The 24,208-nt window shown below is 61.1% G+C and carries 19 protein-coding genes; 9 read left to right on the forward strand and 10 right to left on the reverse strand.

Annotation, left to right across the window (positions count from 1 at the left end; all coding sequences use genetic code 11):
• Nucleotides 1-3: 3 nt before the first annotated feature.
• From M5B43_RS11445 to M5B43_RS11475, 7 genes are all read right to left on the reverse strand, one after another.
• The gene (locus M5B43_RS11445) at nt 4-2,712 is read right to left on the reverse strand and encodes a nitrate reductase (protein WP_248750205.1); all 2,709 of its coding nucleotides are present in this window, start codon (nt 2,710-2,712) and stop codon (nt 4-6) included.
• On the reverse strand, nt 2,712-3,029 hold the full coding sequence (gene nirD / locus M5B43_RS11450) for a nitrite reductase small subunit NirD (RefSeq protein WP_248750206.1): 318 nt from the start codon (nt 3,027-3,029) through the stop codon (nt 2,712-2,714). Before nirD ends, M5B43_RS11445 begins: the two co-directional genes overlap by 1 nt.
• Nucleotides 3,026-5,479, reverse strand: coding sequence for a nitrite reductase large subunit NirB (nirB, locus tag M5B43_RS11455; protein WP_248750207.1), 2,454 nt, complete (start codon nt 5,477-5,479; stop codon nt 3,026-3,028). The genes nirD and nirB overlap by 4 nt, the downstream gene beginning before the upstream one ends.
• Before the next feature lie 232 nt (nt 5,480-5,711).
• Nucleotides 5,712-7,382 carry a bifunctional protein-serine/threonine kinase/phosphatase gene (locus tag M5B43_RS11460; RefSeq protein WP_248750208.1) on the reverse strand — a complete coding sequence of 557 codons (1,671 nt, stop codon included), beginning with the start codon at nt 7,380-7,382 and terminating at the stop codon, nt 5,712-5,714.
• A complete protein-coding gene (locus M5B43_RS11465; protein ID WP_178924593.1) occupies nt 7,382-8,593 on the reverse strand; it encodes a nitrate/nitrite transporter in 1,212 nt (403 codons plus the stop codon). Before M5B43_RS11465 ends, M5B43_RS11460 begins: the two co-directional genes overlap by 1 nt.
• A 211-nt stretch (nt 8,594-8,804) precedes the next feature.
• Complete coding sequence (locus M5B43_RS11470; RefSeq protein ID WP_248750209.1) at nt 8,805-9,380, reverse strand: ANTAR domain-containing protein; 576 nt, start codon at nt 9,378-9,380, stop codon at nt 8,805-8,807.
• A 13-nt stretch (nt 9,381-9,393) separates the two neighbouring features.
• Complete coding sequence (locus M5B43_RS11475; protein ID WP_248750210.1) at nt 9,394-10,593, reverse strand: CmpA/NrtA family ABC transporter substrate-binding protein; 1,200 nt, start codon at nt 10,591-10,593, stop codon at nt 9,394-9,396.
• A 240-nt stretch (nt 10,594-10,833) separates the two neighbouring features.
• Here M5B43_RS11475 and M5B43_RS11480 point away from each other — a divergent pair, with 240 nt between their 5' ends.
• The 5 genes from M5B43_RS11480 to M5B43_RS11500 all read left to right on the forward strand — a co-directional run bounded on the left by M5B43_RS11480 (nt 10,834) and on the right by M5B43_RS11500 (nt 14,111).
• Nucleotides 10,834-11,763 carry a secretin N-terminal domain-containing protein gene (locus M5B43_RS11480; RefSeq protein ID WP_248750211.1) on the forward strand — a complete coding sequence of 310 codons (930 nt, stop codon included), beginning with the start codon at nt 10,834-10,836 and terminating at the stop codon, nt 11,761-11,763.
• Nucleotides 11,764-11,778: 15 nt separating this feature from the next.
• Nucleotides 11,779-11,991, forward strand: coding sequence for a FliM/FliN family flagellar motor switch protein (locus M5B43_RS11485; protein WP_248750212.1), 213 nt, complete (start codon nt 11,779-11,781; stop codon nt 11,989-11,991).
• Nucleotides 11,992-12,159: 168 nt separating this feature from the next.
• Nucleotides 12,160-12,546 carry a winged helix-turn-helix domain-containing protein gene (locus M5B43_RS11490; RefSeq protein ID WP_248750213.1) on the forward strand — a complete coding sequence of 129 codons (387 nt, stop codon included), beginning with the start codon at nt 12,160-12,162 and terminating at the stop codon, nt 12,544-12,546.
• Complete coding sequence (locus tag M5B43_RS11495; RefSeq protein ID WP_248750214.1) at nt 12,539-13,000, forward strand: transglycosylase SLT domain-containing protein; 462 nt, start codon at nt 12,539-12,541, stop codon at nt 12,998-13,000. The genes M5B43_RS11490 and M5B43_RS11495 overlap by 8 nt, the downstream gene beginning before the upstream one ends.
• Nucleotides 13,001-13,085: 85 nt before the next feature.
• A complete protein-coding gene (locus tag M5B43_RS11500; protein ID WP_248750215.1) occupies nt 13,086-14,111 on the forward strand; it encodes a quinone-dependent dihydroorotate dehydrogenase in 1,026 nt (341 codons plus the stop codon).
• Nucleotides 14,112-14,243: 132 nt separating this feature from the next.
• Here the strand turns inward: M5B43_RS11500 and M5B43_RS11505 are convergent, their stop codons facing one another.
• Complete coding sequence (locus M5B43_RS11505) at nt 14,244-14,459, reverse strand: ribosome modulation factor (RefSeq protein WP_002553055.1); 216 nt, start codon at nt 14,457-14,459, stop codon at nt 14,244-14,246.
• 543 nt (nt 14,460-15,002) lie between these two features.
• Between M5B43_RS11505 and rlmKL the strand changes: the two genes are divergently transcribed.
• The gene (rlmKL, locus tag M5B43_RS11510) at nt 15,003-17,267 is read left to right on the forward strand and encodes a bifunctional 23S rRNA (guanine(2069)-N(7))-methyltransferase RlmK/23S rRNA (guanine(2445)-N(2))-methyltransferase RlmL (protein ID WP_248750216.1); all 2,265 of its coding nucleotides are present in this window, start codon (nt 15,003-15,005) and stop codon (nt 17,265-17,267) included.
• A 145-nt stretch (nt 17,268-17,412) separates the two neighbouring features.
• Nucleotides 17,413-19,827: a GGDEF domain-containing protein gene (locus M5B43_RS11515; RefSeq protein WP_248750217.1), complete on the forward strand. Its 2,415-nt coding sequence runs from the start codon at nt 17,413-17,415 to the stop codon at nt 19,825-19,827.
• An 87-nt stretch (nt 19,828-19,914) separates the two neighbouring features.
• On the opposite strand, the gene dacB is transcribed toward M5B43_RS11515, so the two are convergent.
• Nucleotides 19,915-21,375 (reverse strand): D-alanyl-D-alanine carboxypeptidase/D-alanyl-D-alanine-endopeptidase, encoded by a 1,461-nt coding sequence (gene dacB / locus M5B43_RS11520; RefSeq protein ID WP_248750218.1) that lies wholly within the window; start codon nt 21,373-21,375, stop codon nt 19,915-19,917.
• A 236-nt stretch (nt 21,376-21,611) separates the two neighbouring features.
• On the opposite strand from dacB, the gene M5B43_RS11525 reads away from it, so the two are divergent.
• The gene (locus tag M5B43_RS11525) at nt 21,612-21,956 is read left to right on the forward strand and encodes a YggL family protein (RefSeq protein ID WP_122717967.1); all 345 of its coding nucleotides are present in this window, start codon (nt 21,612-21,614) and stop codon (nt 21,954-21,956) included.
• Nucleotides 21,957-21,993: 37 nt separating this feature from the next.
• Here M5B43_RS11525 and M5B43_RS11530 read toward each other — a convergent pair whose 3' ends face one another.
• Nucleotides 21,994-23,184 carry a benzoate/H(+) symporter BenE family transporter gene (locus M5B43_RS11530; protein ID WP_248750219.1) on the reverse strand — a complete coding sequence of 397 codons (1,191 nt, stop codon included), beginning with the start codon at nt 23,182-23,184 and terminating at the stop codon, nt 21,994-21,996.
• Nucleotides 23,185-23,410: 226 nt separating this feature from the next.
• On the opposite strand from M5B43_RS11530, the gene M5B43_RS11535 reads away from it, so the two are divergent.
• Nucleotides 23,411-24,175 (forward strand): GntR family transcriptional regulator, encoded by a 765-nt coding sequence (locus tag M5B43_RS11535; RefSeq protein WP_248750220.1) that lies wholly within the window; start codon nt 23,411-23,413, stop codon nt 24,173-24,175.
• The last annotated feature ends 33 nt before the right edge of the window (nt 24,176-24,208 follow it).

Below are 24,208 nucleotides of genomic sequence, written 5' to 3' on the forward strand. Positions count from 1 at the left end.
CCCTTACCCACTGATTGCGATTGGCTGCGGGTTGCTGGCCAAAAGACGTTTGATTTCCGGCACGCAGGAGCCGCATTGCGTACCGCAGCCCAGTTCCTGTTTGAGTCCGTCCAGGTCCAGGCCGCGGCCAATACCGGCGTATACGGCGTTTTCGCTGACGTTCTTGCAGTTGCACAAAATCTTGTTGCTGGCCGTTACGCTGCCCGGTGGTGCCGTTAATGGTGCCAACAGCCAGCGCCGCAGTTGATCGTCGGTCCGCCCCTCCAGCCATAAGCCTTGCAGCCAATGGCGGGCCAGGGTTTCGCCGGCCAGGCGCAAGGCGGTGATGCGGCCTTTCTCGATCTTTACGCGTTTTCCGATTGAGCGGCGCGGGTCGTCATAGGCCATTACCGGGCCGTCGTTCAGGCCCAGCAGTTGGTCAATCCGGGTCAACAGTTGCAGGTCGGGCGCCTCGGTATGGGCCACGCGCACCAGCAGCGCGGGCCGTTCACGTCCGGCCAAGCTCAGGCTGACGTAGGCAAAGCCCTCACACAGCGGACGCAGGACTTCAATGTGTCGCTGCACGTCGCCCTCGATCAGCGCAAATAGCTGCCACGGCAGTTGTACGGCCTCCAGGCGCACGCCGCTGTGTTTGAGTTCCGGCTGTTTCGACAGGGGATCGAATGCCGGCTGCGTCAGCACATTCACGCCGCCCTTGAGAAAACGGTCGCCCCAATGCATGGGCAGGAACGCCTGGCCGGGGCGCACACTGTCATCGCTGCTGACGGCAACGATCACGCTGCCGCGGCGGCTTTTCAGGTTGACCAGGTCACCTTCTTTTAAGCGATGGCGACGTAACTCATCCGGGTGCAGGCTCAGCAGAGCCTCACTGACATGCCCGAATGACTGCGCTGCGGTGCCGGTGCGGCTCATACCGTGCCACTGGTCACGCAGGCGGCCGGTGATCAGGGTCAGGGGGAAGCGAGCGTCACGCTGCTCCTTGGCGGCGCGATAAGGCTCGGCGACAAACCGCGCCCGGCCGTTGTCGGTGGGGAAAATGCCGTGGGTGTACAGGCGCGGCGTTCCGCTCTGCGCGCCCAGGGGAAATGGCCATTGCTGCGGGCCCAATTGGTCGAGCAGGGCGTGGCTGATGCCGGACAGGTCCAGGTCGCGGCCTTGGGTGAGGATCTTGAACTCATCAAACAGCTGCGCGGGTTGCTCAAAAGCGAACAGGCTGGCCAACCCCGGACGCAGGCGTCGCTCCAGGCGTTGTGCGAAATCCACGGTAATCGCCCAGTCCGGCCGTGCTTCTCCCGGTGGGTTGATGGCGCGACGTACGTGGGAAATACGTCGCTCGGAGTTGGTCACCGTGCCTTCTTTTTCACCCCAGCTGGCCGCAGGCAGCAGCAGGTCGGCATAGGTGGCGGTTTCAGTGGTGTGAAAAGCCTCCTGCAATACCACGAACGGACAGGCCGCCAAAGCCGCGCGCACGGTGGCCTGGTCCGGCAACGATTGAGCGGGATTGGTGCAGGCGATCCACAGGGCCTTGATTTTACCGGCCTGTACCTGCTCAAACAGTTCGATGGCGGTAAGGCCGGTAGGTGCAGGTAATTGATCCACGCCCCAATAGGCCGCGACTTCTGCTCGATGTTCAGGGTTGGTTGCGTCGCGATGACCTGGCAGCAAATTCGACAAGCTGCCCGTCTCGCGCCCGCCCATGGCGTTAGGTTGACCGGTCAGCGAAAACGGCCCGCAGCCCGGCCGGCCAATAGTGCCGGTGGCCAGGTGCAGGTTGATCAGTGCACTGTTTTTCGCACTGCCGGCGGTGGATTGGTTCAGCCCCATGCACCACAGCGACAAGAAACTGCTGGAGGTGCCGACCCACTCCGCACACAGGCGCAACTGTTCGATGCTGATCCCGCACAGTTGGGTAACCATCTGTGGCGTGTAGTCATGCACCAGCCGTTTCAATTCCGCCAAACCATCGGTGTGTGCCTGGATGAATTCCCGGTCGATCCAGTCTTCCCACAGCAGCAGATGCAAAATTCCATGGAATAAAGCCACATCTGTCCCCGGCAAAATTGCCAGGTGAAGGTCAGCCAAATCGCAGGTATCGGTACGCCGGGGGTCGATCACCAGCACTTTCATTTGCGGGCGCCGCACCTTGGCTTGCTCCAGGCGTCGGAACAGGACTGGGTGGGCATAGGCCATATTGCTGCCGACGATCATCACGCAGTCGCTGTTTTCCAGGTCTTCATAGCTGCACGGCGGCGCATCGGCGCCGAGGCTGCGCTTATAGCCAACCACCGCCGAGGACATGCACAGCCGCGAGTTGCTGTCGATATTGTTGGTGCCCACCAGCGCCCGGGCGAGTTTGTTAAAGCTGTAGTAGTCCTCGGTCAGCAGTTGCCCCGAGATATAGAACGCCACGCTGTCTGGCCCGTGTTCGGCAAGGGTGTCGGCGAACACGTTGGCCGCATGTTCCAGGGCGGTGTCCCAGTCGGTGCGGGAGCGGGCCATTGCTTTGCCCAAACGCAGTTCCGGATATAAGGCGCGGGCGGATACGTCGCCGGTCAGGTGCAGGCTGGCGCCCTTGCTGCATAACTTGCCGAAGTTGGCCGGGTGGCTTGGATCGCCCTGTACCCCCAGGATCTGCTCGCCGTCATGCTCGATCAGCACGCCGCAACCCACGCCGCAATAACAGCAGGTGGACGCGGTGGTCTGGCGGTTCATCAACCGACGTCCCGCAGGGCCAGCATCACTCGGCCGTTTTCCACGCGGGCGAGGTGATGGTGGGCACAGCCGATATCCGGGGCCTGCGCTTCGCCGGTCGCCAGATCGATCTGCCAGTTGTGCAGCGGGCAGGCGACGCGCTTGCCGTAGATCAAACCTTGGGACAGCGGGCCGCCCTTGTGCGGGCAACGGTCGTCGAGGGCGAAGACTTCGTCGTCACGGGTGCGAAAAATCGCGATGTCGCCTTTCGGCCCGTGGATGATGCGCGAGCCCAGGGCGTTGATTTCATCGAGGGCGCAGATGTCCAGCCAGTTCATAGTGAAACCTCCAGCTGTTTGACGGCGATGACATCGAATTCTTTTTTCAGCAACGGTTGTTCCAAGCGTTGCTTCCACGGGTCCTGCTCGAATGACAGTGAGAACTGCAGGCGTTCGTTGAGGGCTTGGCGGCGGGCCGGGTCTTCCAGCACCGCCTTCTTGATGTGTTCCATGCCCACCCGTTGCACGTAGTGCACGGTGCGCTCCAGGTAGAAGGCTTCTTCGCGGTATAGCTGTAGGAAAGCACCGTTGTATTCGCGCACTTCTTCGGCGGTTTTCAGCTTGACGAAGAACTCCGCGACTTCGGTCTTGATCCCGCCGTTGCCACCGATATACATCTCCCAGCCGGAGTCGACGCCGATGATTCCCACGTCCTTGATACCCGCTTCCGAGCAATTGCGTGGGCAACCTGAGACCGCCAGCTTGACCTTGTGGGGTGACCACATATTGAACAGGTCATGCTCCAGCTCGATGCCCAGTTGTGTGGAGTTCTGCGTTCCGAAACGACAGAACTCGCTGCCCACACAGGTTTTTACGGTACGGATGGATTTGCCGTAGGCATGGCCGGATGGCATATCCAGGTCTTTCCACACCCCTGGCAAGTCCTGTTTCTTGATGCCCAGCAGGTCGATGCGCTGGCCGCCGGTAACCTTGACCATCGGCACGTTGTACTTGTCTGCTACATCGGCGATACGGCGCAGTTCCGAGGGGTTGGTCACACCGCCCCACATCCGCGGGACTACAGAGTAGGTGCCATCTTTCTGAATATTGGCGTGGGCCCGTTCGTTGATCAGGCGCGATTGCGGGTCGTCCTTGGCTTCGCCGGGCCAGGTGGAAATCAGGTAATAGTTGAGGGCCGGGCGGCAGGTGGCGCAGCCATTCGGCGTACGCCAGTTCAGATAACGCATCGTACTGTCGATCGTCAGCAGATGCTGGTCACGGATGGCTTGGCGAATGTGCCCGTGGTTGAGATCACTGCAACCGCAGATGGCTTTCTCGCTCTTGGGTTTTACATCGGCAGCGCCGCCCACGGTGTTGATCAGGATCTGTTCCACCAGCCCGGCACAGGAGCCGCAGGAACTGGCCGCCTTGGTGTGTTTTTTCACCTCATCGACACTGAACAGCCCTTGTTCCTGGATCGCCTTGACGATGGTGCCCTTGCACACGCCGTTGCAGCCGCAGACTTCGGCGTTGTCAGCCATGCCCATGGCTTTGTCCTGGCCTTGGTGGCCGACATCGCCCAGCGCTTGCTCACCGAACATCAGGTGGTCGCGAATCTCGCCGATCCCGTGGTTCTCACGGATCTGGCGGAAATACCAACCGCCATCCGCGGTATCGCCGTACAAGCAGGCGCCGACCAGGATGTCGTCCTTGATCACCAGCTTTTTGTACACGCCACCCATCGGGTCGGAGAGGGTAATGGTCTCGGTGCCGTCGCCGCCCATGAAGTCGCCGGCGGAGAACAGGTCGATACCGGTGACCTTCAGTTTGGTCGAGGTCACCGAGCCCTTGTAGGTGGCGAAGCCCAACTGGGCCAGGTGGTTGGCACAGACCTTCGCCTGTTCGAACAGGGGCGCCACCAGGCCATAGGCAATCCCGCGATGGCTCGCGCATTCGCCGATGGCGTAGATGCGCGGGTCGTAGGTTTGCATCGTGTCGTTGACCAGAATCCCACGGCTGCAGGGTATGCCGGATTTTTCCGCGAGTTCGGTATTGGGCCGGATGCCCGCGGCCATCACCACCAGGTCGGCGGCGATGATGTCGCCGTTCTTGAATTGCACCGAGCCGACGCGGCCGTTGCCGGCGTCGTGCAGGGCCTGGGTCTGTTCGCATAGACGAAACACCAGGCCACGGCTTTCCAGCTCGGTTTGCAGCAATTGGCCGCTGGTTTTGTCCAGTTGCCGCTCCAAAAGCCATTCGCCGATATGCACCACGGTCACGTGCATGCCGCGCAACATGAGGCCGTTGGCCGCCTCCAGGCCGAGCAGGCCACCCCCGATGACCACCGCGTGCTTGTGGGTCTTGGCGGTATCGATCATCGCCTGGGTATCGGCGATATCGCGGTAGCCAATCACGCCCTGCAAGGTGTTGCCGGGAATCGGCAGCATGAACGGTGTGGAGCCGGTAGCGATCAGCAGGCGATCGTATTCGGCTTCGGTACCGTCTTGGGCAATGACCCTACGTTTGACCCGGTCGATCTCCACCACCTTGCGGTTGAGCAGCAACTTGATGTTGTTCTCCAGGTACCAATCCAGGTCGTTGAGCACGATGTCTTCGAACGCTTGCTCACCGGCCAGTACCGGCGACAGCAGGATGCGGTTGTAGTTGGTGTGGGGCTCGGCGCCGAATACGGTGATGTCATAGAGGTCGCTGCTCAGTTTGAGCAATTCTTCAAGGGTGCGAACCCCGGCCATGCCGTTGCCGATCATCACCAATTTGAGTTTGTTCATGTCGTTCTCCGCAATGGTTCGACAAATCGTGCGCAAACAAAAAAGGCGTCCCCGCTAGTCAGCTAGCGAGGACGCCTTTGTCCTGGTCCCGTTCTCTCGGGAAGCTCGATCCTTCGACGTTGAAGGGGCGGCTATGTGTGGGTGTTGGAAAAGCTAATGCAGCGCTTGTGCCAAGTCGCCAAGCTCCGTTTCCATTGGGTTTGCAATGGAGACGGGCCGAGGTTTCTGCCCCCTAGTGGTGCAACAGCCAGTACAGCAGCACCAGATTGAGCAGCAGGGAAACCATGGCCAGGGTTTGCCAGACCTTGAGTGGTTCGCGCTCCAGCAGCGGCCGGGGCCGCAGGCTCAGTTCGCGGCGGTCGGCCTGTTCCAGCACCCGTAGCCATTCTTCGGCCGTTTCATAGCGTTGTGCGGGTTGTGCGTCCACGGCCCGCTCCAGGCTTTGGCACAACCACTCTGGCAGGTCGGGGCGATAGCGGCTGGCGCTGACGGGCTGGGAGAACCTGGGCCGCTGGAATGCTTCGATTTCACCGTAGGGATAATGCCCGGTGAGCAGGTAATACAAGCTCACGCCGAGGCTGTAGAGATCCTGTTGCGCGGTGGGCCGTTCGCCACCGAAGGCTTCGGGGGCGATAAAGCTCGGGGTACCGGGCAGCAGGTGGGCACGATCTTCGGAGAGCCCGGGGCAGTAGGCCAGGCCGAAGTCCAATACTCGCAGTTCACCGTCATCCCCCAGCAGCAGGTTTTCCGGCTTGATGTCACGGTGCAGAATTTGCCGGCGATGGAGCATGCCCACCGCCTTCAGCAAGCGTTCGGCGATGGACTGCCAGTGTGCCAGCGGCAGTGGGCCCTGCTGCTGGAACAGCTGGGCCAGGGTCTGCCCCGGGTATTCGCGCATCACGTAGTACAAATGCTGACGCCCGCTGGCGGCATGCACTTCGGGAAAGGCACGGCCTGCGACTCGGCGCAGAAACCACTCTTCGGACAACAAGGCTTGGGCTGCGTCAGTGTCATCGTCCTGGCCCAAAGGCAGGGTTTTCAGCAGCCAGGGTTGCTGCTGGCTGTCGCGCACGCGGTACAGCAACGACTGCCGGCTGCGCGTCAGCACGCTTTCCACCTGCCAGCCTTCAAAGCGTTGGCCGGCCTTCAGCGCTGGGGGCAGTGGCCATTGCTGCAGTTGCACCAGGGCGTCACCCAAGGTGGCGGCACCGACGGTGTCGATGCGTACCAGCAAGGCGCTGGCGTTGTCCTGGCTACCGGCCAGGTGGGCAGCGTTGACCAGCGTGTTGACGGCCACATCGAGGTCGGTTTGCTCGCGCAGGATCGCGCTGATGCTGTGCTCGCCCAGCGTGGCCCACACCCCGTCGCTGAGCAGCAGGAAGCATTCGCCCGCGCGCAGTTCGCCGTCGAGGAAATCCAGCACCAGGTGTTGATCCAGGCCGAGGGCACGTTTGAGCACATGCTGCATGCCCGGCTGCTCCCACACATGGTCTTCACTGATGCGCTGCAACTGCGGGTCCAGCCAGCGATACACCCGGCAATCGCCCACATGGGCCAGGGTGAAACGTTGGCCGCGAAACACCAGGGCACTGAGGGTGGTCAGCAACGGTTGCCCGCCACCGTTGGCTTGCAGCCAGCGATTCTGTGCCAACAATAAACGTTCAAGCGCCTGGGCCACGCCCCAGGTCTGCGGCGTGGCGTAGTAGTCCAGGGCCAGGGCCTGCAAGGTCGAGCGTGCGGCCAGGCCACCGTCGGCGCATTGGCTGACGCCGTCGGCTATCGCGCACAGGTAGCCTTTGCTCGCGGCCAGTTCCAGCTTGGGCGTGACGACGCGCAGTGCATCCTGGTTCTCGGCGCGCGGGCCGATGGCGCTGGCCTGGGCGACGCTCAGTTGCAGGCTCATCAGACGCGCGCAGCGGTCACGGCGGCTGAACCCCAGGTGGTTCTCCAGCGACGTTTCACCCCATGCAGGCCGAACCAGGCCAATACACCCAGGCTGGCAAATAACCACAGGGCCATTTGATAACTGCCGGTGCTTTGTTTGATTGCGCCCATCCCCGCCGCGAGGGCGAAGCCGCCGATCCCACCGGCCATGCCGATCAGGCCGGTCATCACGCCGATTTCGCGGCGAAAGCGCTGGGGCACCAGTTGGAACACTGCGCCATTACCTGCGCCGAGGCCGAGCATGGTGCAGACGAAAAGCGCCAATGCCGCGTAGGAGCTGGGCAAGTTGAAGCCCACGGCGGCGATGCAGATTGCCGCCACGCTGTACATGCCGAGCAGGGTTCGAATACCGCCGAAACGGTCGGCCAGGGCACCGCCCAATGGGCGCATCAGGCTGCCACCGAACACACAGGCGGCGGTGTAGTAGCCGGCGGTCACGGGGCTCAGGCCGTACTGGTCGTTGAAATAGCCGGGCAGGGCGCTGGCCAGGCCGATAAAACCACCAAACGTCACGCTGTAGAAGAACATGAACCACCAGCTGTCGCGGTCGCCCAGGGCCTTGAAGTAGTCAGCCATGGACTTGGCTTTCGGGCGTTCAGGGGCGTTGCGCGCGAGCCAGGCGAATACGATCAGCGTCAGTACCAGCGGGATCAGCGCAAAGCCAAACACATTGCTCCAGCCGAACGCGGCGGCCAGTACCGGCGCCAGCAAGGCGGCAAATACGGTACCGGAGTTACCGGCGCCGGCGATGCCCATGGCCTTGCCCTGATGTTCAGCGGGGTACCACTGCGACGCCAGAGGCAGTGCGACGGCAAAGGAGGCACCGGCCATCCCCAGGAACACGCCCAGCAGCAAGGCTTGTTCGTAGCTGTGGATGCCCAGTTTCCAGGCACCCAACAGCGCTGCGATCACAATCACCTGGCCAATCAGCCCGGCGGTTTTGGGCGACAGCTTGTCGGCCAGCATGCCCATCAGAAAGCGCAGCACCGCGCCGGCCAGAATCGGTGTCGCCACCACCAGGCCACGCTGTTGGGTGGTCAAGTGCAGGTCGGCGGCGATCTGCACCGCCAGCGGGCCCAACAGGTACCAGACCATGAAGCTCAGGTCGAAGTACAGGAACGCGGCAAACAGGGTCGGGGTGTGCCCGGATTTCCAGAAGCTTGATTTCATCACGCACCTCAACGGTTGGGAGTCTTGTAAGAAGGCCGAGTGATGGAACAGCCGGCTGAGGCCGCCCCATCGGCCCCACTGCGCTGGGGCCAAAACGAAAAAACGCCGCCACCGGGTTTGCACGGGCAAACCGGGTGGGCGACGTCTTTGTCGTGGAGGGGCAACCGCCGTTGGTTACCTGTATTGATTCTTTAGCAAGAGCTGAGCCAGATCAGCCCAGCAGCTCGTTCATGGCGATGATCTGTTCGGCTACCTGGATCAGTTTCTGCTGGCGACTCATGGCCTGGCGGCGCATCAGGGTGTAGGCGTCTTCTTCATTGCAGTTCTTCATTTTCATCAACATGCCCTTGGCCAGCTCGATGCGTTTGCGTTCGGCCAGTTGCTGGTCACGGGCGTGCAGTTGGGCGCGCAGAGCCTGGTCGCTCTCGAAACGGGCCATCGCCACATCAAGGATCGGTTGCAGGCGTTGGGCCTGGATGCCTTCGACGATATAGGCGCTGACCCCGGACTTGATCGCCCGGCGCATCACATTCGGGTCGTGCTCATCGGTAAACATCACGATAGGCCGGGGCTGGTCGCGGCTGACCAGCACCACTTGCTCCATCACATCACGGCCGGGTGACTCGGTATCGATCAGAATCACATCCGGGCGCACCGATTCGACGCGCGCCGGCAGGTCGATCGTCAGTCCGGACTCGTCGATCACCTCGAAACCGGCTTCGGTCAGCGCGGCCTTGAGCCGGCCGACTTTGCGCGGGGTGTCGTTGATCAACAGGATTCGCAACATGGTCAGCCTCCTGTCAGCGCAAGGCTTGGCGGCTGATGTCATCCGCCATGGCATGCAGGCGGAAGCTGCGCGCGTAGCCGGCGGGGTCAGAGCCGTCCCAGGTTTTGCCGTCGATCAGTTGGCTGCTGCGCATGTCCTGGTCTTGGGCCGTGATGCCCAATGCCTCGGCCGCCTGGCGATACAGCGCCAGTTGCTGGACCTGGCGGGCGATGTCCAGGTAGTCCGGGTCTTCACGCAGCAAACCCCAGCGCCGGAACTGGGTCATGAACCACATGCCGTCGCTGAGGTAGGGCAGGTTGACCTCGCCGCCAGCAAAAAAGCGCAGCCCATGGGGGTCTTGCCACTGGTTGCCCAGGCCATCTTCATAGTTGCCCAGCAGGCGTGGCTCGATGCAATCGAGGGGCGCATCGAGGTATTCGCGAGCGCTGAGCAGTTGGGCGGTAGAACGGCGGTTTTGAGTATTTTGCTCGATAAAACGGCTGGCCTCGAGAATCGTCATGACCAGCACACGAGCGGTATTGGGGTACTCCTCGACGAAGGCCCGGGTGCAACCCAGCACTTTTTCCGGATGATTCGGCCAGATCGCCTGGGTGGTCGCCAGGGTAAAGCCCAGGTTCTGCTTCACCGCGCTGGCGCACCAAGGTTCGCCCACACAAAAACCGTCGATACGCCCGGCTTGCAGGTGCGCCACCATTTGCGGCGGAGGCACCACCACGCTGTCCACATCCTGCAAGGGATGAATGCCTTGGCTCGCCAGCCAGTAATACAACCACATGGCATGGGTTCCCGTAGGAAACGTCTGAGCGAAGGTCAGTTTTGTTCGGCTTTGGTGCACGTGGCGATCCAATGCCTCAGGAGTGACCACCCCTTGCTGTTGCAGGCCGTGGGACAGGTTGATGCTCTGGCCGTTCTGGTTCAGCCCCATCAGCACCGCCATTGGGCTGGGGGCGACGCCGCCGATGCCCAGGTGCACCGCATAGATCAGTCCGTAGAGGCTGTGGGCGGCGTCCAGTTCACCGCTGACCAGTTTGTCGCGCAGGTTGGCCCAGGATGATTGGCGCTTGAGGTTCAGTGTGAGGCCATAGGGCTGGGCGAAGCCCTGGGTCGCGGCAACCACTAGCGAGGCGCAATCGGTCAGTGCCATGAAGCCCAGGTCGAGGCTGCTCTTTTCCGGGGCGTCACTGCCGTTTACCCATGCCAGCGGATCGTTCATCAATACCTGCCTTGTTAAAAAAGCGCCGTTTCCTCGGGAGGCGAGACAGACCATCGCGAGGTAACGACGCCTTTGTCCGTAGGTCCGCTCCTTGTTTGGCGCGGGCCCTGATCAAGAGTGCAAAGCAAGGCACATGCCACGGAGTGTCAGCGCAGGCCGCCGTCAGCTTTCCATCATGATTGAACCGCGCCCGCCTTTCAGTATGGCGCCTCTATTACGCCAGATTGCCCGGGAATACCTATGGTGCACGCTGATTCCCTTGCCACATTGAACCGCCACTGGCTGCGCAGAGGGTTGTGGTGTGCCGTGCTATTGCTGAACAGTCCGGCCGCCTGGGGTGAGGCTTACCAGGCGCAGGACGAGAGCCTGCAGACGTTTTTTTCCGCGTTGTCGGTGCCGTTGGGCCTACCTGTCGTGATCAGCCCCGCATTGGCTCGCAAGCGTATCAGCGGGCTGTTCGATCTCGAGGCGCCGCAACAGGTCGTCGAAACGCTGGCCCGACAGGAGGGCTTGATCTGGCACAGCGACGGGCAAGTCCTGCACCTCTACGACGCGTCTGAAGCGAGAAGCTCGGCAGTGGTGCTGCGGCACATCTCCGTCAACAGGCTGAGCGGCATCATGCGTCGTACGGGATTTGACGATTCGCGATATCCACTGCGTGAAAGCGGTGGGCGCACGTTCTATGTCTCCGGGCCCCCCAGTTATGTCGATCACGTAATGCGGCTGGCTCAACTGATGGACCGGCCACGCCGGGGAAAAACCATGGACGCTTATGCATTCGGTGTCATTCAGTTGTTAAACACCCACGTGGAGGATCGTCAGTATGGCACCGGCGCAAACACGGCCCGCGTGCCGGGAATGGTCTCCACGATCCACGCCCTGCTGTCCAGTGAGCAGAGGCGCCAGTTGGCGGACGGGCGCCTGACGTTGATGGCCTACCCGGACACCAACAGCGTGCTGGTCAAGGGCACGCCCGCCCAGGTGCGCCTGATCGAAAAGTGGGTGGCCGAACGGGACGTGCCCAAACCGCCGAATGAAGTCTCGTTATGGCGGGCCAATGTGGGCCGCGTTGAGTCAGAGCTACCGGGCGAGCTGCCACCGTTGACGGCCGCGCAACATGAGCGCGTACGACGGGCGTTCCTGCGACCGGACCGCGAGCTCTCTCCCTGAAGAAGGCGTTAGCCCATGTACCTGGAAATACTGCTGCAGGAGCAACTGATCAGCCGTAAGCGTTTGGCTGCGTTCGCACCAGGAAAGGTGTTGCCCCTGGCGCCTGGGGTCAACCTCTGCGTGGAGGTGCGCGTCAATGGCCAACTGATGGCTGTGGGTGAACTGGTGCAACTGGAGGATCGATTAGGGGTTGAGCTGCATGAGGTTTATCAGGAGTGGGTGCCTTAATCGGCGCAGCGAGTGAATTGTCTTACCGGGAGCGGGTAGAAAAACCTAGCTCAATGGGCTTTTTCCTAGGGCTTGTCGTGGGGCCGGTTTTTATAGTCATCGCAGTGGTGGGGGAATCGGTACAGGAAATAAGGATTTGAATGTCAGTAGTCGAATGCAGAGGTGCGCATGGTCGCCGTGACTGATGGGCCGACGACGTCCCTGGTCTTTGCTCGTTGGACCTTGCAGGGCGATGGCCGGTTGACGGGCGAGCAGACGGATGTTCAGTTGCCACCCAAGGAGGGGCGGGTACTTCGATTGCTGCTCGCATCCGGTGGCACGCTGATGACCAAGGACCGTTTGCTGGCGCTTGCCTGGCCGCAGGGTGAGGTGGCGGATGAGTCGCTGACGCGGTGCATCTATTCCCTGCGCAAGCACTTGAAGGCCGATAAAGGCTTTATCAAGACAATTTATGGCAAAGGTTACCGGTTCACGTGCCCGGTGCGGGTCATGGGCGATGATTCCAGGCCCCTGTTGTACGTGTGTTCGGTTTGCGGGCAGGCCGACAATGCTTAAGGTCTGGGGCAAAACCCTGTTGCTGGGGGTACTGATGGGCAGTAACCAGGCAGTGGCTTTTTGCTGGGAGGAAGTGGCACGTCGCTACGACCTCGAGCCGGAATTGCTGCAGGCCATCGCCGCCGTTGAGTCGGGTTACCGTGCGCAAGCAATAAACCATGCCAACGCGAATGGCACGCGGGATATCGGTTTGATGCAGATCAACAGCATCCACTTGCCTCGGTTGCTCAGGCAGGGCATTACCGAGGAGCGGCTGCTGAGCGAGCCTTGCTTGTCGGTGGAGGTCGGTGCCTCGATTCTCGCCGAGTTTATCCAGCGTTTTGGCTACAACTGGACGGCGGTAGGTTCCTACAATGTGGGCCCCGGGCCCGGGCCGCAGCGAGAGGCGTTGCGCATGCGGTACGCGGAAAAAATCTGGGTGCGCTATGAGGCGTTGATGGAGCATCGCAACTGACGATTGGGCGGCACGCCTCGCATGCAGGCCGCCACCCCGGCTATAATCCCCGCCACCTTTTGCCGCCTCCGAGTCTAGCCCGCCCATGTATACCCTGGCCCGCCAGTTGTTGTTCAAACTCTCCCCGGAAACCTCCCACGATCTGTCCCTGGACCTGATTGGTGCGGGTGGCCGCCTGGGACTCAATGGCCTGGTATGCAAGGCACCGGCGAAAATGCCAGTGTCGGTGATGGGGCTCGACTTCCCCAACCCGGTCGGGCTGGCAGCCGGCCTGGACAAGAACGGCGCGGCCATTGATGGTTTTGCGCAACTGGGTTTCGGCTTTGTTGAAATCGGCACCGTGACCCCAAGGCCGCAACCGGGCAACCCTAAACCACGTATCTTCCGCTTGCCGGAAGCCGAGGCGATCATCAACCGCATGGGTTTCAACAACCTGGGCGTCGATCATCTGCTGTCGCGGGTTCAGGCGGCGAAATACACGGGCATCCTCGGTATCAACATCGGCAAGAATTTCGACACGCCGGTGGAGCGTGCAGTGGATGACTACCTGATCTGCCTGGACAAGGTCTACGCCCACGCCAGCTATGTCACGGTGAACGTCAGCTCGCCCAACACGCCGGGCCTGCGCAGCCTGCAGTTCGGTGACTCGCTCAAGCAACTGCTCGAAGCCTTGCGCCAGCGCCAGGAAGACCTGGCCGTGCGGCACGGCAAGCGCGTGCCCTTGGCGATCAAGATTGCTCCGGACATGAGTGATGAAGAAACCGTGCAGGTCGCCCAGGCTCTGGTGGACTCGGGTATGGACGCGGTGATCGCGACCAACACCACGCTCAGCCGCGTAGGCGTCGAAGGCCTGGCCCACGGTGACGAGGCGGGTGGCTTGTCGGGCGCACCGGTGCGCGACAAGAGCACCCATATCGTCAAGGTGCTGGCAGCCGAGCTGGCAGGGCGCCTGCCGATCATCGCGGTGGGTGGGATCACCGAAGGCAAGCATGCTGCCGAGAAGATCGCGGCCGGCGCAAGCCTGGTGCAGTTGTACTCCGGTTTCATCTACAAAGGCCCGGCGCTGATTCGCGAGTCGGTGGATGCGATCGCGGCGTTGCCAAAGCCTTGAAGGTGGTAAACGCCGGCCAATAAAAAGGGCTCCGTAAAGGAGCCCCTGGGCCGAAGCCCGCCGCCCGGATAGGGCGCGCGTGGTTAAGTCGTTACAGGTTCAAAGGTGGTGTGTCGGAATTAAGTGCCCTGATTAGCCGACGGCGTGAAGTTCGTTGAGTCTGTGGATGCCCGCAGTGCCAGTCATACCGTCCCAGTTGTCGCCGCGTCCTTCTCGCCAGCCGTTGATCCAGGCTTGGCGTACCGACGGTAGAGTAAATGGGCAAAGCTCACGGGATTTTCCATGAACGCCATATTGATATCCGCGTAAAAATGCTCTTTCCAACGGATCACGCTTAAGTCTTCTCATAGGGTGTTTCCCTCACTTGTTGACTGTCTAGATATCCTTCGGCCTCGTCCGAGGCCGGGCAGAGTTTTTCTGCCGTTGGTGGGCTCGCTGCCGGCGTGGCGAGCCGATGTGTCGGCGTCGTTACGGCGCCAACCTGTGTTGAGTTCTAACCAATAGGTCACACGTATTCAATGATCGTTTTGTCATAAGCACGTAACGATAACGATGCTATAGCCATAAGCTGGGATGGCTTTTCGCCCCATTTACCGGGCAAAGCCAGCTATGATGTGCTTTGCAAAGAGGATGGGTCTAATCCTTTGGTAAGAATGTCCGCTTGTTGCAGTCGGTTATTATTCGACGAAGGGTCGGAATGTTTCTTTTTGTTGCGCGGTTCTGTTTCTAAAAACTTCTATCTGCCCCGTCAATCAAGGCTCAAATGCCCGCAAGGCGGGGTGGGACGGCACATTCGTGCCACACGAGCACTCTTCAAGAAAAGTGCTTGATTGAAAACCGAGCTGGCGATGCGTTGCCTGTTCATTGATTGCTGAAAAGCCTGGAATGCCCATGTCGGACCGTTTTGAACTCTTCCTCACCTGCCCCAAGGGCCTCGAAGGCCTGCTGATCGAGGAAGCCGTCGGGCTTGGCCTTGAGGAAGCCCGCGAGCACACCTCGGCCGTACGCGGCATGGCCGACATGGAAACCGCCTACCGCCTGTGCCTCTGGTCACGTCTGGCCAACCGCGTGCTGCTGGTGCTCAAGCGCTTCCCGATGAAGGACGCCGAAGACCTCTACCACGGCGTGCTGGATATCGAGTGGGCGGACCACATGGTGCCCGACGGCACCCTGGCAGTGGAATTCAGCGGCCATGGCTCGGGCATCGACAACACCCACTTCGGCGCGTTGAAGGTCAAGGATGCGATCGTCGACAAGCTGCGTACTCCCACCGGCGAACGTCCGTCCATCGACAAGATCAACCCTGACCTGCGCATTCACCTGCGCCTGGACCGTGGCGAAGCCATTCTTTCCCTGGACCTCTCCGGCCACAGCCTGCACCAGCGTGGTTACCGCCTGCAGCAGGGCGCGGCACCGTTGAAGGAAAACCTGGCCGCCGCGATCCTGATCCGCGCCGGCTGGCCGCGCATTGCTGCCGAAGGCGGCGCGCTGACCGACCCGATGTGCGGTGTGGGTACCTTCCTGGTAGAAGGCGCGATGATCGCCGCCGACATGGCCCCCAACCTCAACCGCGAATTGTGGGGCTTCACCACTTGGCTGGGTCACGTCCCGGCGCTGTGGAAGAAACTGCACGCAGAGGCCACTGAGCGCGCAGCCATCGGCATGAACAAGCCGCCGTTGTGGGTACGTGGCTACGAAGCCGACCCACGGCTGATCCAACCGGCACGCAATAACATCGAGCGTGCCGGCCTGAGCCACTGGATCAAGGTGTATCAGGGTGAAGTCGGCACCTTCGAGCCGCGCCCGGACCAGAACCAGAAAGGGCTGGTGATTTGCAACCCACCCTACGGCGAGCGATTGGGTGACGAAGCCAGCCTGTTGTACCTCTACCAGAACCTCGGCGAGCGCCTGCGCCAGGCCTGCATGGGCTGGGAAGCGGCGGTGTTCACCGGCGCACCCGACCTGGGCAAGCGCATGGGTATCCGCAGCCACAAGCAGTATTCGTTCTGGAACGGTGCATTGCCGTGCAAATTGCTGCTGATCAAGGTCAATCCGGACCAGTTCGTCACCGGCGAGCGCCGCACCCCGGAACAGCGCCAGGCCGAACGTGAACAAGCGGCTTATGACCAGGCTCCGACCGAGCCGGTAGAGCGCCAGTACAACAAGAACGGCAACCCGATCAAGCCGGCTCCGGCGCCAGTGATTGAGCAGGCACGCTTGAGTGAAGGCGGACAGATGTTCGCCAACCGCCTGCAAAAGAACCTCAAGTTGCTGGGCAAGTGGGCCAAGCGAGAAGGCGTGGATTGCTACCGTGTGTACGACGCCGATATGCCGGAGTACTCCATGGCCATCGACCTGTACCACGATTGGGTGCATGTGCAGGAGTACGCCGCACCGAAATCCATCGACCCGGAAAAGGCCTCGGCCCGCATGTTCGATGCCCTGGCGGCGATTCCCCAGGCGCTGAACGTCGACAAGAGCCGCGTAGTGGTCAAGCGTCGCGAGCGTCAGAGCGGCACCAAGCAGTACGAGCGCCAGAGCGCCCAGGGTAAGTTCACTGAGGTCAGCGAAGGCGGCGTGAAGCTGCTGGTCAACCTCACCGACTACCTGGACACCGGCCTGTTCCTCGACCACCGCCCAATGCGCATGCGGATCCAGAAAGAAGCGGCCGGCAAGCGTTTCCTCAACTTGTATTGCTACACCGCCACCGCCAGTGTGCACGCCGCCAAGGGGGGGGCGCGCAGCACCACCAGCGTCGATCTGTCCAAGACCTACCTGGACTGGGCGCGCCGCAATTTCTCCCTCAACGGTTTCTCCGACAAAAACCGTCTGGAGCAGGGTGATGTGATGGCCTGGCTGGAGGCCAGTCGCGATGAGTTCGACCTGATTTTCATCGACCCGCCGACTTTCTCCAACTCCAAGCGCATGGAAGGCATCTTCGACGTACAGCGCGACCACGTGCAGTTGCTCGACCTGGCCATGGCCCGTCTGGCGCCGGGCGGCGTGCTGTACTTCTCGAACAACTTCCGCAAGTTCCAGTTGGAAGACAACCTCATCGAACGCTATGCGGTCGAGGAAATCAGCGACAAAACCATTGACCCGGATTTCGCACGGAATGCGAAGATCCACCGGGCGTGGAAAATCACCGCGCGCTGATCGCCGAACGTTGCACCAAAAAGCCGCAAGCCAGGTTTATTCAGGGTTTGCGGCTTTTTTGCGCTGGTCAAACACGGGCCCCGTGGCTATAACTAGGGCCTAGCCAACGTGACACCCCCGCACACTGGCGCTGTGAGTGTTGCCTATGCCGATGCAAGCCGTTCGCCCGAAAATCCTTGGTTTTATCAGTGAGCAGGCATCGGCTTGGCTGGTGGCGTTGGTGGTGTTACTGGCCGGTAGTGCGCTGACGGTGATCGTCGCGTGGACGGCTGCAGACCTGTATCAGCAACAGTTGCGTCAGCGTTTCCAGTTACTGGTCAACGAGCGCTACACTCGTCTTCAGGAGCGGTTTGAAGACCAGGAGCAACGCCTGGGCAGCCTGCGCCGATTCTTCGTCAACTCCACGGATGTTTCCCGTGCCGAATTCGACGGCTTCGCCCAACCCTTGCTGCTGCATACCCGTGCCTATGCCTGGGCGCCGCGGATATTTCGCGATCAACGCAGCCAGTTTGAACAGGAAATCTCCCGCCAGCGTGGTGTCCCTTTCAGCATCCGTGAACTGAATGCGTCGGGTGAGCTGACACCCGCCGTCGAGCGCGATGAATACGTGCCGGTGCTTTACAGCCAGACACAAAGCTTGCTGGGCTCGCCCCTTGGCTTTGACTTGCTGGCCCAGCCCCTGCGGCGCTCCGTCCTTGAGCGGGCGCAAAAAAGCGGCAAGCCGGCGGTGTCCCAGCCCATGCAATTGGTGGGGGTAGAGCCAGCCTATGCCGATGGTGTGTTGCTGGTTTCGCCGGTCAGCAAAGCCGCCGGTGCCGAGCCCTACGGTTTTGTGATGGCGGTGATCAGCATGCGCCAGCTGGTGGCTGATGGTTTGCCCAAGTCGAACCGGGACAACCTGGTGATGCAGATTATCGACACCTCCGACGCCGAGCAACGCGTGTTGTATGCGTCCAGTAATGCGGTGGGCGACAGCGACCTCATTGCCGCACGCCGCCTGACCCTTGGCGATCATGTCTATGCCTTGAGCTTACGCGCCAGCCGAGTGTTCGACCGGGCCAACCATTCCTCGATGAATACGATCCTGGCCATGGGCATGCTGCTCAGTGTCTTGCTCAGCGCGTTGCTCTATGTGTTGGTCAGCCAGCGTCAGCGTGCGCTGAGACTGGTTGAACAGCGCACCGAGCAGTTGCGTTCGCGCGAGCAAGAGTTGCGCGGGGCCCATGGGCAATTACGCAGTGTGCTGAATGCGGCGACTCAAGTCGCGATCATCGCCACTGACCTGCGCGGTGTGATCAGCACCTTCAACGCTGGCGCCGAACACATGCTTGGGTTCAAGGCGAAGCAGGTGTTGGGCCTCATGACCCTGGAGAATCTGCACGTGGCCGCAGAACTCGACGCTCGCGCCGCGCACTTGAGTGTGGTGTTAGGCAAGCGTATTCCTTCAAGCCAGGCCATGCTGGTGGAAAACCCGGACAGTCAACACGATGCCCGCGAATGGACGCTGATACGCGAGGACGGTAGCCAGCTGACTGTAAATATGCTGGCGACGGTGTTGTTGGATGACTACGGCCTGTGGGTCGGGCATCTGGCGATTTACCTGGATGTCACCGAACAAAGGCGCGCCTACGAGGCCCTGGCCGCGCGCGACCGCCTGCTGAAAAAGCTCAGTGTCCATGTGCCGGGTGGGATCTTCCAGTTCACCCTGGAGCCCCAGGACAACTCGCGTTTCCTTTATGCCAGCGATGGCATGCGCGATATCTATGAAATCGAGCCCGGCGTATTACAGCGGGATGCGCGCAAGGTGTTGGAGCGTATTCACCCCTTGGATGTCGAGCGGGTACGCGCCTCGATACGTTTATCGGCACTGCAATTGAGCCCTTGGCGCGAAGAGTATCGCGTGCAATTGCCGCAGCGGGGCCTGCGTTGGATTCGTGGCGAAGCCACGCCGGAAGAGTTGCCTGGCGGCGGTACGCTTTGGCACGGCTTTGTGTCGGATATTTCCGACCTCAAACGGGTGGAGGAAGAACTGCGTGCGCTTTCGATTACCGACTCCCTGACGGGCATCCATAACCGACGCTATTTTCACGATCGCCTCAAGACCGAGACGCTCAGGCTTGATCGAACGTCGGGCGCCTTATCGCTGATCATGCTCGACATTGATCACTTCAAGCGGATCAACGACCAGCACGGGCACGCCGTGGGGGACGGCGTGCTGCAGGAGTTGTGCAAGCGTATCGGCCAACGCGTGCGTCGCACCGATGTGTTCTGCCGGCTGGGCGGGGAGGAGTTCGTGGTGCTGTGCCCCAACACCGATGGCGCCCAGGCATACAGTGTGGCGATGGAGTTATGGCAGGCATTGCGCAGTGCACCGATGGCATCGGTGGGGGTCGTGACTGCCAGCTTCGGCGTCGCCAGTTGGCGAGTGGGGGAGGGGATTGACGGGCTGCTGTTGCGTGCCGATTCGGCGGTGTACGTGGCGAAGCAGGCGGGTCGGGACCGGGTTGAGTCGGTGGCGAGGGAGCTTGCTCCCGCCGGACCGCGAAGCGGTCCCAATTAACTCGGCCCTGGCTTCCAGATAAAACGCAGTATCGGGTTTAAGGGCTGCTTCGCAGCCCAGCGGGAGCAAGCTCCCTCGCCATAGAGGTTAGAGGACCGGTGCGGCGGCCGTCAGCTTAGGCTGGCGATACAGGTCCAGCAGCACCTGGTCCAGCACCGACGAGGCTCCCCAAGGCTTGGAGTCGTTGAGAATCGCCACCACGACCCAGGTATTGCCATTGTTGTCACGGCTGAACCCGGCAATGGCGCGCACGGTATTCAAGGTGCCGGTCTTCACATGGGCTTCGCCGCGCATGGCGGTGGTTTTCAGGCGTTTACGCATGGTGCCGTCGGTGCCGGCAATCGGCAGAGAGCTGATGTATTCCGCGGCATACGGGCTTTTCCAGGCCGCTTGCAGCATGGCGGCCATCTCACGCGCGCTGACCCGTTCGGCGCGAGACAGGCCGGAGCCGTTCTCCATCACCAGGTGCGGCGCGGTGATACCTTTCTTCGCCAGCCACTGACGGATCACACGTTGTGCGGCCTTGGCATCGTCGCCGTCGGCATCGTTGCGAAACTGCGCACCCAGGCTCAGGAACAGTTGCTGGGCCATGGTGTTGTTACTGAATTTGTTGATGTCGCGGATGATTTCCGCGAGGTCAGGCGAGAACGCCCGGGCCAGGACCTTGGCATCCTTGGGGACTGGCGCCTGGATATCACGGCCCTGGATGGTGCCGCCCAACTCCTGCCAGATCGCGCGTACGGCGCCAGCGGTGTAGGTGGCGTGGTCCAGCAGTGACAGGTACGTCTGCGAACTGCAGCCATCGCCCAATTGGCCGCTGACGGTCACCGTCACGCTGCCATCGGCGGCGGTTACCGGGCTGTAGCGCACGTCGCCAGTGCACTGTTTGGCATTGGAGACTTTGACTTGGTTGTCGATGCGAATGCTGGCAATCGGCGGCTCGACCGACACGATCACTCGCCCCGAATCATTGCGGGTGACGAAGCGCAGGGCCTTGAGGTTGACCAGCAAGGCATCGGGCTTGACCAGGAACGGTTTGTTCTCATCGTTGCCGTCATCATTGAATTCAGGCAATTGCGGCGGGTTGAAGAAGCTGCGGTCCAGCACCAGGTCGCCGGTGACTTGCTGCACGCCATTGGCGCGCAGATCGCGCATCAACAGCCAGAGTTTTTCCATGTTCAGCTTGGGATCGCCGCCGCCCTTGAGGTACAGGTTGCCGCGCAACACGCCACCGCTGAGCGTGCCGTCGGTGTAGAACTCGGTCTTCCACTGGTGGTTGGGCCCAAGCATTTCCAGGGCGGCGTAGGTGGTGATCAGTTTCATGGTGGAGGCCGGGTTCACCGACACGTCGGCGTTGAACACGGTGGGCGTGCCGGGGCCGGTCAGCGGCAGCATGACCAGGGACAGCGCGGTGTTTTGCAGCTTGGCTTTCTGGAGGGCTTGCGCAACGTTGGCTGGCAAAGTGTTGTTGATCGGGGCGGCGGTGACGGAAAAGGCCAGTGGCAGAAGAAAACTGGCGAGTAACACTGAACGAAAAGATTTGATCATAAGGAATAAGACCCTGCTGCTGACGAGGGTGAAAAAGGCGAGGGGTATGGAAGAAAATCCCTCATTGGTCACGAAAGTGTCGGCATTATGCCCCAAGGTTGCGTCACTTGTAGCTGAACGATAGCTGGTAATTGCGCTTTTTTTGCGCGCATTTGGCCGCCTGTCCCAGAGAGTCGGGCAATTGCCGCCTTAAACTGCTAAAGTGCCGCCCGTTATTACTTAAGAGGATTGTTCCAATGGCGACTAACCGTTCCCAGCGTCTGCGCAAAAAACTGTGCGTTGATGAATTTCAAGAGCTGGGTTTCGAACTGAACCTGGACTTCAGCGAAGGCCTGAGTGAAGAAGCTATCGACGCTTTCCTCGAAGCATTCATCAAAGAAGCCATGGAAGCCAATGGCCTGGGCTATGTCGGCGGCGATGACTACGGTCTGGTTTGCCTGCAGAAGCGCGGCTCGGTATCCGAAGAGCAACGTGCTGCTGTTGAAGCGTGGCTGAAAACCCGTTCCGAGCTGACCAAGGCTGAAGTCAGCCCGCTGCTGGACGTGTGGTATCCGGAAAAGCCGATCAACGCGGCTAAGTGATACTGAAAAAAACGGCGACCTGAAGGTCGCCGTTTTTTTATGCCTTGCGCCAATTCAGAATCAACAGCGTCAACACCCCCGCCACAATCCCCCAGAACGCCGACCCGATGGAAAACAGCGTCAAGCCTGACGCGGTGACCATAAAGGTGATCAGCGCCGCTTCCCGTTCCTTCGGCTCATTCATGGCAATGCTCAGCCCGTTGATGATCGAGCCAAACAGCGCCAAGGCCGCGATCGATAGCACCAACTCCTTGGGCAATGCCGCGAACAGTGCCGCCAACGTTGCGCCGAACACCCCGGCAATTCCGTAGAACACCCCGCACCACACCGCTGCGGTGTAGCGCTTGTTGCGGTCTTCATGGGCGTGCGGCCCGGTGCAGATCGCGGCGCTGATCGCCGCCAGGTTGATGCCGTGGGAGCCAAACGGCGCCAACACCAGGGACGCCAGGCCGGTCGTGGTGATCAGCGGTGAGGCGGGTACGTTGTAACCGTCGGCGCGCAGTACGGCGACACCCGGCATGTTCTGCGAGGTCATCGCCACCACGAACAGCGGGATACCGATGCTGATCGTGGCCGCCAATGAAAAGTGCGGGGTGGTCCACACCGGCGTTGCCACTTCCAGGTGGAAACCGCTGAAGTCCAGCAGCCCCATCAGCCCCGACAGGGCAGTGCCGATGAGCAAGGCCACCAACACGGCATAACGAGGCGACAGGCGCTTGACGATCAAGTAGGTGAAAAACATCCCCAGCACCAGCCCGGTGCGATGCTGCGCGGCGACGAAAATCTCGCTGCCGATCTTGAACAGGATTCCCGCCAACAGCGCGGCCGCCAGTGACGCCGGGATGCGTTTGACCAGTTTTTCAAAGCTGCCGGTCAGCCCGCAGAGCGTTACCAGCACGGCGCAGGTGATGTAGGCACCGATGGCCTCGCCGTAGCTCACACCGCCCAGGCTGGTGATCAACAGCGCCGCGCCAGGTGTCGACCAGGCAATGGTGATCGGAGTGCGGTAGCGCAGGGACAGGCCAATGCTGCATACCGCCATGCCAATGGAAATCGCCCAGATCCAGGATGAGATCTGCGCGGTGGTCAAGCCGGCGGCTTGGCCGGCCTGGAACATCAGGACCAGGGAGCTGGTGTAGCCGGTCATCATGGCGATAAAGCCGGCGACGACGGCCGACGCAGAAGTGTCGACCAGCGGGCGCAAGGGCGCTTGGGTGGCGTCGGTCATGGAGAGGTGTTCCTTTTTACCTGGGGTTTGCCGGTGACGGCGCAGATTCAAGCCTAAACTCAAACGTAACGAGTCATTGCAATACAGCCGAGACAGCAAACAGCCGTACAGTGTGTTGGTGCATTGGGTTGTGTACAATGTGCCCTGTTTTTAGGTGATACTTGCCAGCGATCCATTGTTGCCGTATTACCGTTAATTCGCCGCCGTTCTCCAAACCCGAGTGCCCATGAACGAACAGTTGCAACCTCTCAAGAAACAACCGCGAGCCGGCAAGGCCGGTCGCAGCGGAACCCAGGACGATATCGTCTACGCGCATATCTTCGAGGCGATCCTCGAACAACGCCTGGCCCCCGGAACCAAATTGAGTGAAGAAGCACTGGGCGAAATCTTCGGCGTCAGCCGCACCATCATCCGTCGTGCGTTGTCGCGCCTGGCGCATGAAGGCGTGGTGCTGCTGCGGCCCAACCGGGGAGCGGTGGTGGCCAGCCCAAGCGTAGAAGAAGCACGCCAGGTGTTCATGGCTCGGCGCCTGGTAGAGCGGGCGATCACAGAGTTGGCGGTGCAGCATGCGACGGCGGAGCAGCTGGCGCAGTTGCGGCAGATGGTCAACGATGAGCGCGACAGCTTCTCCCGCGGCGATCGAGGTGCCGGTATTCGTCTTTCTGGCGAGTTCCACCTGAAGCTGGCCGAGGCGGCGAAGAATGCGCCGCTGATCAGCTTCCAACGCAGCCTGGTGTCCCAGACCTCATTGATCATCGCCCAGTACGAAAGCGGCAACCGCTCGCACTGTTCCTACGATGAACACACCCAGTTGATCGACGCGATCGAAGCCCGGGATGCGGTGCTGGCGGTGGACTTGATGATGCATCACATGGACCACATCGACAGCAAGCTCAACCTCGATGAGGAGAGTGCGTCGGATGATCTTCATGCGGTGTTCTCGCATTTGTTGCAGACCAAGAAGCCAGGGCGTTCGTCTGTAAAACTGTAATTTCCCTGATTCACCTGGGGCTAAATGTGGGAG

It is taken from the genome of Pseudomonas sp. MWU15-20650, from assembly GCF_023242475.1.
GTDB lineage: Bacteria > Pseudomonadota > Gammaproteobacteria > Pseudomonadales > Pseudomonadaceae > Aquipseudomonas.

What these genes read in the sequence shown, in the direction of transcription:
- M5B43_RS11515 (WP_248750217.1), top strand. Translation starts at nt 17,413, where the DNA reads ATGCCGATGCAAGCCGTTCGCCCGAAAATCCTTGGTTTTATCAGTGAG.
- M5B43_RS11470 (WP_248750209.1), bottom strand. Translation starts at nt 9,380, where the DNA reads ATGTTGCGAATCCTGTTGATCAACGACACCCCGCGCAAAGTCGGCCGG.
- M5B43_RS11490 (WP_248750213.1), top strand. Translation starts at nt 12,160, where the DNA reads ATGGTCGCCGTGACTGATGGGCCGACGACGTCCCTGGTCTTTGCTCGT.
- M5B43_RS11465 (WP_178924593.1), bottom strand. Translation starts at nt 8,593, where the DNA reads ATGAAATCAAGCTTCTGGAAATCCGGGCACACCCCGACCCTGTTTGCC.
- M5B43_RS11505 (WP_002553055.1), bottom strand. Translation starts at nt 14,459, where the DNA reads ATGAGAAGACTTAAGCGTGATCCGTTGGAAAGAGCATTTTTACGCGGA.
- nirB (WP_248750207.1), bottom strand. Translation starts at nt 5,479, where the DNA reads ATGAACAAACTCAAATTGGTGATGATCGGCAACGGCATGGCCGGGGTT.
- M5B43_RS11495 (WP_248750214.1), top strand. Translation starts at nt 12,539, where the DNA reads ATGCTTAAGGTCTGGGGCAAAACCCTGTTGCTGGGGGTACTGATGGGC.
- M5B43_RS11485 (WP_248750212.1), top strand. Translation starts at nt 11,779, where the DNA reads ATGTACCTGGAAATACTGCTGCAGGAGCAACTGATCAGCCGTAAGCGT.
- nirD (WP_248750206.1), bottom strand. Translation starts at nt 3,029, where the DNA reads ATGAACTGGCTGGACATCTGCGCCCTCGATGAAATCAACGCCCTGGGC.
- M5B43_RS11480 (WP_248750211.1), top strand. Translation starts at nt 10,834, where the DNA reads ATGGTGCACGCTGATTCCCTTGCCACATTGAACCGCCACTGGCTGCGC.
- M5B43_RS11475 (WP_248750210.1), bottom strand. Translation starts at nt 10,593, where the DNA reads ATGAACGATCCGCTGGCATGGGTAAACGGCAGTGACGCCCCGGAAAAG.
- M5B43_RS11500 (WP_248750215.1), top strand. Translation starts at nt 13,086, where the DNA reads ATGTATACCCTGGCCCGCCAGTTGTTGTTCAAACTCTCCCCGGAAACC.
- M5B43_RS11535 (WP_248750220.1), top strand. Translation starts at nt 23,411, where the DNA reads ATGAACGAACAGTTGCAACCTCTCAAGAAACAACCGCGAGCCGGCAAG.
- M5B43_RS11530 (WP_248750219.1), bottom strand. Translation starts at nt 23,184, where the DNA reads ATGACCGACGCCACCCAAGCGCCCTTGCGCCCGCTGGTCGACACTTCT.
- M5B43_RS11525 (WP_122717967.1), top strand. Translation starts at nt 21,612, where the DNA reads ATGGCGACTAACCGTTCCCAGCGTCTGCGCAAAAAACTGTGCGTTGAT.
- M5B43_RS11445 (WP_248750205.1), bottom strand. Translation starts at nt 2,712, where the DNA reads ATGAACCGCCAGACCACCGCGTCCACCTGCTGTTATTGCGGCGTGGGT.
- M5B43_RS11460 (WP_248750208.1), bottom strand. Translation starts at nt 7,382, where the DNA reads ATGAGCCTGCAACTGAGCGTCGCCCAGGCCAGCGCCATCGGCCCGCGC.
- dacB (WP_248750218.1), bottom strand. Translation starts at nt 21,375, where the DNA reads ATGATCAAATCTTTTCGTTCAGTGTTACTCGCCAGTTTTCTTCTGCCA.
- rlmKL (WP_248750216.1), top strand. Translation starts at nt 15,003, where the DNA reads ATGTCGGACCGTTTTGAACTCTTCCTCACCTGCCCCAAGGGCCTCGAA.